The 10,589-nt window shown below is 46.8% G+C and carries 17 protein-coding genes; all 17 read right to left on the bottom strand.

Features of this window, described 5'->3' with window-relative positions:
• Nucleotides 1–10: 10 nt before the first annotated feature.
• On the bottom strand, nt 11–1,000 hold the full coding sequence (locus V757_RS17425) for a hypothetical protein (protein ID WP_023949443.1): 990 nt from the start codon (nt 998–1,000) through the stop codon (nt 11–13).
• A 1-nt stretch (nt 1,001) separates the two neighbouring features.
• Nucleotides 1,002–1,412 (bottom strand): hypothetical protein, encoded by a 411-nt coding sequence (locus V757_RS17420; RefSeq protein ID WP_023949441.1) that lies wholly within the window; start codon nt 1,410–1,412, stop codon nt 1,002–1,004.
• A gap of 8 nt (nt 1,413–1,420) precedes the next feature.
• On the bottom strand, nt 1,421–2,626 hold the full coding sequence (locus V757_RS17415; RefSeq protein WP_023949439.1) for a hypothetical protein: 1,206 nt from the start codon (nt 2,624–2,626) through the stop codon (nt 1,421–1,423).
• Entirely contained in the window at nt 2,592–3,092 is a 501-nt protein-coding gene (locus V757_RS17410; RefSeq protein ID WP_023949437.1) for a hypothetical protein, read from the bottom strand. The genes V757_RS17415 and V757_RS17410 overlap by 35 nt, the downstream gene beginning before the upstream one ends.
• The gene (locus V757_RS17405; protein ID WP_023949435.1) at nt 3,093–3,593 is read right to left on the bottom strand and encodes a hypothetical protein; all 501 of its coding nucleotides are present in this window, start codon (nt 3,591–3,593) and stop codon (nt 3,093–3,095) included.
• A 29-nt stretch (nt 3,594–3,622) separates the two neighbouring features.
• The gene (locus V757_RS17400; protein WP_023949433.1) at nt 3,623–3,964 is read right to left on the bottom strand and encodes a hypothetical protein; all 342 of its coding nucleotides are present in this window, start codon (nt 3,962–3,964) and stop codon (nt 3,623–3,625) included.
• Nucleotides 3,965–3,972: 8 nt separating this feature from the next.
• On the bottom strand, nt 3,973–4,599 hold the full coding sequence (locus tag V757_RS17395; protein ID WP_147628828.1) for a phage adaptor protein: 627 nt from the start codon (nt 4,597–4,599) through the stop codon (nt 3,973–3,975).
• A 16-nt stretch (nt 4,600–4,615) separates the two neighbouring features.
• Entirely contained in the window at nt 4,616–5,281 is a 666-nt protein-coding gene (locus V757_RS17390) for a phage adaptor protein (protein ID WP_023949429.1), read from the bottom strand.
• A gap of 2 nt (nt 5,282–5,283) precedes the next feature.
• On the bottom strand, nt 5,284–5,604 hold the full coding sequence (locus tag V757_RS17385; protein WP_023949427.1) for a hypothetical protein: 321 nt from the start codon (nt 5,602–5,604) through the stop codon (nt 5,284–5,286).
• Nucleotides 5,605–5,877: 273 nt separating this feature from the next.
• A complete protein-coding gene (locus V757_RS17380) occupies nt 5,878–6,501 on the bottom strand; it encodes a hypothetical protein (RefSeq protein ID WP_023949425.1) in 624 nt (207 codons plus the stop codon).
• Between the two features lie 13 nt (nt 6,502–6,514).
• Nucleotides 6,515–7,465 (bottom strand): hypothetical protein, encoded by a 951-nt coding sequence (locus V757_RS17375; RefSeq protein ID WP_023949423.1) that lies wholly within the window; start codon nt 7,463–7,465, stop codon nt 6,515–6,517.
• Between the two features lie 62 nt (nt 7,466–7,527).
• Nucleotides 7,528–8,505, bottom strand: coding sequence for a hypothetical protein (locus tag V757_RS17370; RefSeq protein ID WP_023949421.1), 978 nt, complete (start codon nt 8,503–8,505; stop codon nt 7,528–7,530).
• The gene (locus tag V757_RS17365; RefSeq protein ID WP_023949419.1) at nt 8,506–8,757 is read right to left on the bottom strand and encodes a hypothetical protein; all 252 of its coding nucleotides are present in this window, start codon (nt 8,755–8,757) and stop codon (nt 8,506–8,508) included. It abuts the gene before it with no gap.
• A complete protein-coding gene (locus V757_RS28300; protein WP_147628827.1) occupies nt 8,758–8,946 on the bottom strand; it encodes a hypothetical protein in 189 nt (62 codons plus the stop codon).
• 110 nt (nt 8,947–9,056) lie between these two features.
• A complete protein-coding gene (locus V757_RS17355; protein WP_023949415.1) occupies nt 9,057–9,680 on the bottom strand; it encodes a hypothetical protein in 624 nt (207 codons plus the stop codon).
• A 106-nt stretch (nt 9,681–9,786) separates the two neighbouring features.
• On the bottom strand, nt 9,787–10,113 hold the full coding sequence (locus V757_RS17350; protein ID WP_023949413.1) for a hypothetical protein: 327 nt from the start codon (nt 10,111–10,113) through the stop codon (nt 9,787–9,789).
• Nucleotides 10,106–10,589: phage holin family protein (locus tag V757_RS17345; protein WP_218184473.1), on the bottom strand; the 484-nt coding region annotated here is incomplete at its 5' end. The genes V757_RS17350 and V757_RS17345, both read right to left, overlap by 8 nt.

Below are 10,589 nucleotides of genomic sequence, written 5' to 3'. Positions count from 1 at the left end.
TTCCTCTCTCCTAGCGATCGCCACTAATGAATGGGTCAAACCCTGATGACCCTCCTGGACGACCTGGGGCGATAGACGTAGATGCCACTTGTGGCGTTGTCATCGGTCCAATGGAGGGGTTAAAAACTGAATTTGGAGTCGTAAGGTTCGTCACTTGACGTGCCGCTTCATCTCGGTTTAAGTAATTGCCAAATGAGAACGGAGTATTCTGCCCTGCTGTAGTGGCACCATTATTTAGTGATACACTTTTAAGGACGGTATAAGAGGCATCGTTCTGAGTAGACTTACTTTGATGTTGTCCGAACCGTGCCGCCATCATGTCGTCATAGCGTAGACTTCCTAACATAGTGTTGGCTACCCCAGTAGCAAAGTCTCGTGGGGCTTCGTAGGCCGCATGGGCTTTACCCATATAAGAGTCGGCTTGAGCCAACATATCTCGACCAAGCGCTGCCACTTGATGGCGACGACTCCAACGACGCTCATCAAATATTTGTTTGCGTCCATCTTCATACCGGTAGGCTAAGTTAACCGCATCGCCCTCTGCCATCGCTTGAGCTACGGCTAGGTCACGCATCTGAGCACTTGTTAGCCCCGTACAGTATCTAGAAGCTTTAGTGCCGATGGTATCAATAGAACGCTTAAATTGGTGCTTAACGTTGGCAAGGAAACGCCCACCAACCACCTCATACTGAGGAGTATAAATAGGCTCTGAGGAAGCTTCTTGGACAATCTTGACTTCTAATGGCTTGTACGTGCTATTCCAATAGTCACGCATTTCTTTAGCCAAGTCATAATATTTTTCGGCAATGGCAAGTTGACGTGTTGCAATATAGGTCGCCGCTCCTGTACTAATCATTGCCACTGTGGTCATGGCATCTCTAGCTAGTTCAGACGCTCTGATGTACCCCTTATCCGTAACGGTTTGTGCACCGCCACCACTGCTACCACCTAAGCCAAGGGCGCCAGCCACTGCCCCTACGACACTTCCTAACAAGCTCATCTTAATCCCTCAACTTTACGCAACGATACAACGGCAACAACTGAACAAGTAATGAGTTCATTTCCCTCACAATTAAATGTGCATCTAATGTCGCATGCTTAATAGTATCAGAATTTATAGAGGGATACGAGTGTGTTATAAAGATTTCTGGTTCCGAAGTGAATAAGTTGCCACCGACTCTGGCATAGCTAAACCCAACGGCAGTATCTCCTTGGTAGGCGACAACTAATAGCTTCTCGTTATGCCACCAGTCTTTTACAAATTCCATAAAATTAAATACAAACGGAGCATCAGGATAGTGCTCCGCATGGTATGCCTCGAATAGTGGCATGAGTGAGGCAATCACCTGACTGCACCTCTCCTTATCCTCAATATCGAAAGGCTCTAAAATGACACGTAATGGTTGCTCCATGGCGACTCCTATACTTTAGATAAATCCCAACGGGTGTTGGCAAGTTCTACGGACTCTACGGTATGTATCCCTGCTAGCTCTATTTGGTGATGTAGATGATGTCCATACCGTGGTAAACGATAAGACGTTTGAGGTCTCAGTGGGATAGCCGACAATACTGTCTGAGCTTCGGCAAAAATACTTACATCCACACTGCCACTGCCCCATAGCCTGATAGCACCGAAGTAGCCATAACGGGTTGACTTAATCTTGGCCGACTTCCAACGATATGGCATAAACCTTGCCCCCGCATCCCACTGATAAATGCCGTTGCCAAGGAGCATAAATAATTCCCCATTACGCCCTGTAACCATATCTCTAGGGTGTAAATCTATCGTGGTTAATCTGTAAGCATCGCTGTCGCCATAAGTGGCATCATCGGTAAAAAAGACAAAGGCGTGAGTGTCAGACACGATGAATATTGCTCCATGGGCATAACCTAGGCGCATCGTCTCAGGTTTGAGTTCTCGCCAGTCATCACTGGCGAACCACGGCATTGTCACTACCGTTATGGCACCTTGTGCAAGACGTACAAGCCCTTTGCTCGACACATAAAACACCCCCATCGGTGTTGATAGTGCTCCTTTCGCAGAACAACACGTAATCATCGGCATTGGTGTCGGCAAGCGTAAAATGCTCTGGCAAGTACGGATATCATCCCCTGCATCAATCTCCACCACGTAGGGATGCCCATCGGTCATCACATACAGCATGCCACCTGACTCTCTAATAGCTACAATGTTGTCATCTAGGTTATAGCGTCTAGACTCTGGCCAGTTGTAAGGTTGGTTATTCATACTAAAGCACAGCGTATTGCCATCAAAACCTACTAAAATGCGTGTGTTCGGTACGGCTAAAATACCCCGAAGTCCTGCTGGAGGTTCTAAGACATCAAAGGTAGTTAACGCTTCGCCAAGAGTATCGATATTCAACCCCTTGTCAATAAACGTCGCTGTACCTACCTCAATAGTGCCAACATGATAAAAATCTGTCATGAGCGGCGTTGCTCCCATCGCTTCAGTATCTGACCGATGTCCTGTCACACGACGATAAATTCGGATATGCGTGATGCCAAACTCTGATGGGGGTGTTAAAAACCCTGTAATAGAAACAGGCTCGCCATCATCAATATCTTGTTCGTTAGACGCAAAAGATGGAGCACTCTCCTTCCCCAAGGCAGTTTACATAGGTATAGATATACGCCCGTTGCTCACGCATCTCTGAACGTGGCAAGCTGTCCTTGCCATTCGGTGGCGTAGGGATATGTAGCCTAGTCATCTGTGGTCTATTTTTAGGAGCAGGTACCCCAAGACGAGTTTTACTCATCTCAGCACAGCCTGTAGTGCAATCATCCTTTAGTGCCATTACATATGGGTAATCCCCATCACCAGTTACATAAAGCCGTGGGCAATCGACTACCCACTCTGCTACTTCCACACACGCATCCCACTCAAACCAACAGCACCCTACCTGATAAATCGTCTTTGTGGTCTGGGTACTATCTTTAATATGTTTAGGAGCTCGCCATGGGGCAAGCGTGCCATGCCACAGCTTTACATTTTCAGCTACTTCGGCACTAACCCCCTGCAAGTTCTGCGATGGGTATCGAGGAGCGATACCATGAAAGTGCTTTAGCTCCATCTAGTTAGTTCCTCCTGCATCGCCATCATCAGTACCTGTCTTAGGAATATTCTCAACACTAACGATGCGTCCTAGACGGTCATAGCTGACTAATTTGCCGTCTCTGGTCTCGAAACTGCCTGCTGCAATGCCATTAATGGCATCATCGGCAGCTCTAGAATTGAGCAGTGTCCATAATGAGTCCATATCTAGTGATACTCTAACGGTATCCCCTAGCTTTGAAGTTTTAATGGGTGACTCGCCAACAACGTTGACTACTGCTTCGCCTGTATCTGCATACCCAATAATCTGTCCGTAGCTATTGATCGTAAAATTGCCTTTCTTACCTGCGGTAATTACTGGTTTTAGCCCTATCGTAATAGGGTCTTGGATAGAGGTACCTTTGCCCGTCACTGTTATGGTGGTTGGGTCTGCCGAGATGGCATATGCCCCTGCGGTATCTGTTGGGTCTACTGAGATGATAATTGGGTCTGTTGGCTGTCCTGTCCCAGAAATAGACACACCTTGCCCCCTAAAGACGGGTATCACACTCAGCCATCAGGGGTTCTTTTTAACAAATTCGCAGGGGCAGAAGATACCTGTACGTCAGACGAGGTATCCGAACCATCAACCGATGGTGACGCACAACATTCATTAGGCGTATACTGAGCAGGAGCCACTTGCCCCACGCCAACAATACAGCCATCTTCAAACGTTACTGTAGAGTAAGTGCCATTGGGAATTTGATACGCTCTAGGTGACTTATGTAAGCATCTACCATCAAATGAGATGGTATAGTTTCCTGCACAAAAAGCCACCTCTTGACATGGTGGCAATGGGACTGGCGTTTCTTTCTCTTCACACTTTTTCCGTTTGCTTATACACTTACTCATCGCATCACCTAAATAATTCGTCGTGCTCGCATAGCGAATGGTCCTCGTACCCCACCTGTTAATCTATCCATACCCGCAGCAGATACGCCTGCTCCAAATAACGTACGATGGTATTCAGCTAATTGTCGGTCATGCCAAGGGGTTGTCTTGGCTAGGTATAATCGTGCCAGTGCCCCGTTAATCACCGTCTCATGGTAGCGATCGTAGATAATTCTGTCGCACTCGCAAGAGTCTCGTGATGGGGACACAGCCACAAACGCTATAATGGCTTTCGCTTTATCCTGCGTAGGAATAGGACGTAAGTTGAGCGTGTTTGGTGGCACAAACCAAACGCTGTGGCCGTGAACGGTACACCCTGTCTCGCAGGGCTCAAAACTTAAAAGAATTTTTCTGTCTGTAATGCAGTGTGACCCTACACATACTCGTTGTAGGCTAATAATCTGCTCACAGCCCTCTGGGATAATGGGATAGTCACCTACCCCTGCCTGAACATCTATCTCTACCTTACGAACAAGGACTTGAGAGCGTTCGCAAAAAGCGATAACGGCTTCTCTAATGTAGTTTTCTGCTATATCGTCTGGGATATCCCCAAGGGCTAATTTAAGCTCAGGGACAAATTCGCTGTAAGACACCATCTGCATCTACCACTCCTTACTTATTAGTGGCACCAGCTTTCTCTAGCTGTTGCTGTGTCATTTGAACTTTTAGAATATTGAAAAATAACTCTAGGTGCACTCGAGCGGCATTAATGGATGCATCGCTCTCATCGTCCATCATTAAGGCAGAATAAAGCACCCATTGACGTGCGGCGGTAACGCCTAGACAGTCATCCACCTCAGTGTCTAAGTCATCCATCGTAAAGGTGTCTGGTGGGTTAGAACATAGTGCCTTAATGTACACTTTCTCATTAGGTGGCACAGGTGGATAAACGTTAAAGTACCCGTTATCTGCCGCACTAAAGGTATACCCTCTAAGCGTAAATTCTGAGTAGGCAGGTACACAAACTGGTTTATTCCAACGCTGAACTAGTCCAGCATCGTATTTGGCAATGGGACGTACAATGGCACCCGTCTCATCGGTCTGACCTAAAATCTTCGTCAACGTGTGGCAGTTGCATAACTTTTGTACGGTCCCAACATCCAACTCCATTACTATCGGCTCGACATACTCTTCAGGCTTTAAATCAAACACTTGGCACAAGCCCTCATTGAAATAACGAAGCAATTGCTCGTCCGTCCAACGATTGGGTAGTGTGCCTGCTGGGTTCTCGTCATTTAGGTCTTGTCTAAATGCCCCGATGAGTTGTCGTAACTTCATAATTACGCCTCAGTAAACGCTTCGTCTACTTCAGGTGGCACTGGTGGTGCTGGTGGAGGTGGTACTGCTGACTTCTTACTGCGTGAAGCCGATGCTACGCCCTTTGGTACCGATGGGGCTTTTGCAGGGGCAAAAGGGTCTGGTCCATAGTATGGCTCAAGTAAATCACTACGCTTAGCTAACTCTTCGCTGTAGTAGTGAACAATGCCAGTGGCTTTCTCAACAAGATACTCACAAACAGGCAATGGTTTAGGGGCGGTGTTGAACTCACGTTGTGGTGGTTCATCTGGGATATTTGGGTTATGAAATACGTTTCGTGCCATAACGATTCCTTAGAAAAATTTACGATTTAGATGGGGTAACTGGCAAACTGCTTGACTTGCCACGACATTTACAAACGCTTTGTGCTTTACGCATGATATGCTACCTAAAAAACGGACCACCCCCTCATGGCTCATGACGAAGAGGTGCCCTACTACCTAGTTATAGGTGGATTGGGTATTCGAAGTTTTCTGCTTTGACCACCAAGGAGATGCGACCAGTCATATCTGCCAAGGTCAGACCATCACCGTTTGGTGCTGTTAATAGCTTGATACCTAGAATAACGGCTTTGCCTCTGGAACAAATGCACCCGATGCCACTGTGGTTGTTGATACTGTTGTATTAGTGTCGCCTCGTAGCGGGTCATCTGATGGAACTTCTGTTGTCGTTGAGGTTGTTGTCGCTGTATCTAAGAACGCATGGTAAGCACCACGAATGCTTGCGTCGATGTTTTTAAGGGCGTCAGGCACTGTCACATCTTCACCTGCTTCAAAGCGGTCAACGATGCTAGCGTAGTCATCACACCCTACGGTATCGATTAACTTGCCAACAACTTCAAATGTCACACCTGCCATTGTGTTGCTATTACCACCGCAACAACCTAAACCTGCTGGCGCATCAGGGTCTACATGCACAAATAATTGCGTAAATGAGTGCAACTCTGGCACGACAAGTAGACCAACAGAAACCCCTGCTTTCGCTCCATCTAAATTACCTGCTTGGAATGGAATTGCCGCAGGTTGCAACACGGTACCTAACGTGAATGACCCACGATCATACTCGCCTGCAATCTGTGTAGGTAATGGGCAAGCCCAACGTTGTGTGTTGCCACATGCTGGGAATTGTGGCTGAGGGTTGCCACCTTGATACAACATTACTGTGTTAATTGGATTAGCCATGTTTTACTCCTGATTATAATGACCAGTAACCGACTGCCAACGCTTCTGGGTAAAGGGCTTTACCACCCCAAACAGCTAACATTTGATACTCAATACCAAAGTAGCGTGGAGGACGGACTAATTCACCCTCTACCAAGTCACCTGCGAACGCATAGGCTTCTTTATGACCAGCGATGATGTAGTAACTCAATTCGCCCGTTGCCTTATCCACTGTTTGTGGTAAGCAATCTACGACAAAGACGTTAAACCCAAGCATCTTACCTGGCATCATACCTGTGATAAGGATTGAGCAATCATTGCCACAATTACCCATTTGAAGTGCGTTAGCGTATGGGCTGTCAACGATAACTTCCATTAGTGATGATGGAATCATCACGAACATTTCGTTATTTTTCCAACGCTTAGACTCTACCAAAGCACGTTTTAACTTCGCCAACTCACGGTGGAAGTTTTCTGACGTAATCTTGATAGGAGCACTCGGTGCACCAAGCTTGATGTTCTTGTTGCAACCTGCGGCATTACCACGGTTTTTAGGGTCTGCTTCTAACACCATGGCTGTTAGTACATACTTACGCCACATTTCTGCTAACGCTTCGTAAGCAGATTGTAAGAACGACTCTTCAAACGGTGCCCAACGATCACAAATACGAGCAATGTCTAACTTGTCGAATTTAAGTGACTTATACGCTGCATTACAAATCTGCATGCAGAACGCCTCTGGTGATACATAATCAGGCACTAATTCCTGATTTTTCTCGTAAGTACGCCATTCACCAACCAATGGTTGCTTAGTGAATTGGACAATCTGATTACACGCTGTAATGCGGCTATCAATACTCGTATTAGTGATGTAGGGTAAAAACTCTTTATCCCATCCACGAGCGATGATCTTGTTGTGATAGCCAATACGGGCTAGTGGCGTGTTTTCTAAACCACCGAAACCCGAAGCTGATGCTACTGCCATAGCAAGTCTCCTTTATTAATCGGGCCACTGCCCAAAACGCTTACCGTCATTAGTAAGTTCCTTTACTGAACACGACCTGCAAGCTGTGCTTGGTCAAACGCTGCCAAGAGCTTGTTGTATTGGTCGTGAGTGATTTCTTTATTTGAGAGTTGATGACGCCATGTGATGAGGTCATCGAACGAGAACGATGGTTCTGCTCCTGTTGCTGGTGTATTTGCCACACCGTTGGCACTTGGCATCGCAATGCTCTCTAGTGAGGGTTGGTTACCCTTAAAAATGTCTAGTACTGAGTTGACGTAGTCAGCATTCCCTGCCTCGTACGCACGAGTGAGTTGCTCGCCGTAAGTCGTCATCGTTCCAGGGATAGTCTGAGAAATGAACTGACCATACTCAGGTGTCTTAATCACCTCATGAATGTCAGGGTGACGCGCCATAAGGGCTGAATTTGTTTTGGCTAGACGGTCTGCTGTACGCTCCTCTTGCCATGCTTTTGTCGCTGACGTATTAGCTTCCATCGCACGATTAGCTAACGCTTGAGCATCTTTAAGTCGTGCATCTGTCGCCTTTAGCATCTTCTCAATGGCAGGGGCAATCATCTTGTCTCTCACTTCTGCCGCTGCTTCTGGCGTAACAAACTCTAAGTCGTCTACTTTCATAGCCAATAGGTTTTTTAGCTCGGCTTCTGAACGTTCACGCTCATTAATGGCTACCTGCTCACGTAACTTGGCAAGTTCTTCCTCACGCTGAGCTAAGCGACTTTCGTAATCTTGACGCTGTGCTTCAAAGCGACTATTCGCCTGCTCTTCTTGCTTGGCGTAGTACGCACGGATTTGCCTATAATCAGGCTGTTGCACAGGCTGAGGTTGTACGACTTGTTGAGGTACTTGTTGAGGTACTTGTTGAGGTACTTGCTGAGGTACTTGTTGAGGTACTTGCTGGACAGGTTGTACCGATGCCACCGATTGGATTGGTGTATCTAAATCAGGTGGAATATCTCGTGCTGCTGGATGCGGTGCATGGTTAGGTATAGCTTGTGCCATCTATATCTTCCTTGATTGATTGAATAAACTGATAACGTCGTCTAATGCCGATAAACGACCCTTTAGCTGTAGGCACACAGGACGGTTATCTCCCTGTGCGACTAAGAAATCTTTGGCTATCTCATAGCGGTCAGACTCTAGCTTTCGCTCTTCTTGCAAGATGCTGATAATCCCGTCCATAGCGGCTGGGTTTCGTGCGAGGTATGCCATGGCTTGTTTGGCATCGTCTGACAGTTGAGAAAATTTCTTCATCTACATCCCACTAAAATTCTTAGAGGGCTTGCGACGGCCGGTGTAGTCCATGTTGGTCGTGCCTGTTGGACGGAACGCCCCACGGTTAAATTTCTTAGGGAACTCACCAGATGTATTACTGCCTTTGAATCTGCCACCTAGTGGCGTTGTCTGTGCTGTCGGCTTGATTGTTTTTGGATAAGTGCGCATAGGATCAAACCCACCACCAACGAAGTTTTTCGCTGCGCGATCCCCTCGTTTAGCTGTCTGCCCGTTCGCAAAGGTGCTGGTAAAGTCTTTTGCTTGTTTCATATCTACCTCTAGAAGTAAGGCACGTTCTTGCCACCAAAACTTAGGTAGCCTGCTGGCTTGCCAAGTAACTGGTCGCGCGTACCGATAACGGTTGTAGGGAGGGAATCTTGTGTGGTGACGGTAGGCGTAAAGGATGTCTCTTTACCTTTAATAGCGTTGATTTCAGCTGTAACTAAAGCTGTCATCTCGTCGCAGGTAGGAATGTGGTCGCCCACAGCATGAGGTGTGCCATCGCAACGATTGATGGAAGCAATAACGCACGCTTTTAAAGCGGCTAATACGTCCTCATCGTCAAGCACGGCATTGACGAACATTTTTAATAGTTCAGTGCGTAAGGGAGAGTCGACCGCTACGGCAGTCTTAATGAAATCAATAATTGATTGTTGAGCCGCTTGGTCGTAAGTAGTGCCACCCTTAATTGTTGGGGTGGTTAGTGTTTGATTGGTCGATTTAACGACTTGTGGATTAGGGTAAGAACCTGCTAAATCGCCACCTGCTGTCCCTTTTGGTGTGGCAGGGGCATCAATTTTTACGCCGCTACCGATAGTGCCAGTTGATACGGTAACGTTATTTAGCACCGTCCCGTCCAGAACTGATGGTGGCTTAGGCTGCACGCAACAGTTATTTGCCATAAAAAGCTCCTCGTTATGATGAGCCAATTATGGAGTGCATAAAGCGTAACAAATCGTACCACTACGCCCTATTCATGCGGGTTTTGCTAATTTTTATAGGGGTTTATTAGGGGGTCTTGTAGCCCCTCATTAGGGGTGGTTGTGTGCCACGGAGCAAACCCTCAATGGTGTGAAGTTTGCGGTGGAGTTCTTCAAGGGATTGGTACATGGCGTCAGTGCGACGCTCTGTAGTGTCGATACGGCGTTTGGCAAAGTCGATAGCTGTTTCTAGCTCTTCCCTGGCCTGAGCCGTAATGGTGATGATTCGCTCAGTGCGATAGGTGTTGTGGAATGTCACGGCGCTAAGTACGATGAGGATAATGCCTACCATCCATGACAATTCGAATTTAAAGGTGCGTCGTTGCGAGGCTATCTCTTGACGTAACTTACTCACGTTTGTCTCCTAATAGTGAAATAAGGTTGGCTTTATTTTCACGAATCCATACCACCAACAAGCGAGTCGCTTTCGTACCTAACCACGAGCCTAGAAGTACAAAGACAACGGTCATATAGTTGGTCCATTGGTAATGGATAGACCCAAAGAAAATTAAAATGCCAATAAAAATAGAGCCTGAGAGTTCAGCTACAACGGTCAAAAACATTCCGTCTGATTTTGCTTCATCTCGCCACGCTTTATCCTGCATGCGTGCTAACAGCCCTACAATACCTCCGAGTACGGATAAAGCAATCACCGTAACAAGGCTAGTATCCCAGAGATGACGTAACTCTTCATCTAGCCCAAGTGGTTGTGCTAACGCTGCCACGCTATAAATAAGTAGAATCAACGCTATCAGTAAACACTCATAGCAAAGCTCTTTGAAAAACTTCTTAATAGATGGCAACATACAGTAAAGGCAGGTCTCCCTCTGA

The organism is Pelistega indica (assembly GCF_000506865.1).
GTDB classification, from domain to species: domain Bacteria; phylum Pseudomonadota; class Gammaproteobacteria; order Burkholderiales; family Burkholderiaceae_B; genus Taylorella; species Taylorella indica.
The sequence above is the reverse complement of the archived record's forward strand: the minus strand, read 5'-3'. Positions and strand labels throughout refer to the sequence as shown.

What these genes read in the sequence shown, in the direction of transcription:
- V757_RS17425 (WP_023949443.1), bottom strand. Translation starts at nt 1,000, where the DNA reads ATGAGCTTGTTAGGAAGTGTCGTAGGGGCAGTGGCTGGCGCCCTTGGC.
- V757_RS17420 (WP_023949441.1), bottom strand. Translation starts at nt 1,412, where the DNA reads ATGGAGCAACCATTACGTGTCATTTTAGAGCCTTTCGATATTGAGGAT.
- V757_RS17410 (WP_023949437.1), bottom strand. Translation starts at nt 3,092, where the DNA reads ATGGAGCTAAAGCACTTTCATGGTATCGCTCCTCGATACCCATCGCAG.
- V757_RS17400 (WP_023949433.1), bottom strand. Translation starts at nt 3,964, where the DNA reads ATGAGTAAGTGTATAAGCAAACGGAAAAAGTGTGAAGAGAAAGAAACG.
- V757_RS17395 (WP_147628828.1), bottom strand. Translation starts at nt 4,599, where the DNA reads ATGGTGTCTTACAGCGAATTTGTCCCTGAGCTTAAATTAGCCCTTGGG.
- V757_RS17390 (WP_023949429.1), bottom strand. Translation starts at nt 5,281, where the DNA reads ATGAAGTTACGACAACTCATCGGGGCATTTAGACAAGACCTAAATGAC.
- V757_RS17385 (WP_023949427.1), bottom strand. Translation starts at nt 5,604, where the DNA reads ATGGCACGAAACGTATTTCATAACCCAAATATCCCAGATGAACCACCA.
- V757_RS17380 (WP_023949425.1), bottom strand. Translation starts at nt 6,501, where the DNA reads ATGGCTAATCCAATTAACACAGTAATGTTGTATCAAGGTGGCAACCCT.
- V757_RS17375 (WP_023949423.1), bottom strand. Translation starts at nt 7,465, where the DNA reads ATGGCAGTAGCATCAGCTTCGGGTTTCGGTGGTTTAGAAAACACGCCA.
- V757_RS17370 (WP_023949421.1), bottom strand. Translation starts at nt 8,505, where the DNA reads ATGGCACAAGCTATACCTAACCATGCACCGCATCCAGCAGCACGAGAT.
- V757_RS17365 (WP_023949419.1), bottom strand. Translation starts at nt 8,757, where the DNA reads ATGAAGAAATTTTCTCAACTGTCAGACGATGCCAAACAAGCCATGGCA.
- V757_RS28300 (WP_147628827.1), bottom strand. Translation starts at nt 8,946, where the DNA reads ATGCGCACTTATCCAAAAACAATCAAGCCGACAGCACAGACAACGCCA.
- V757_RS17355 (WP_023949415.1), bottom strand. Translation starts at nt 9,680, where the DNA reads ATGGCAAATAACTGTTGCGTGCAGCCTAAGCCACCATCAGTTCTGGAC.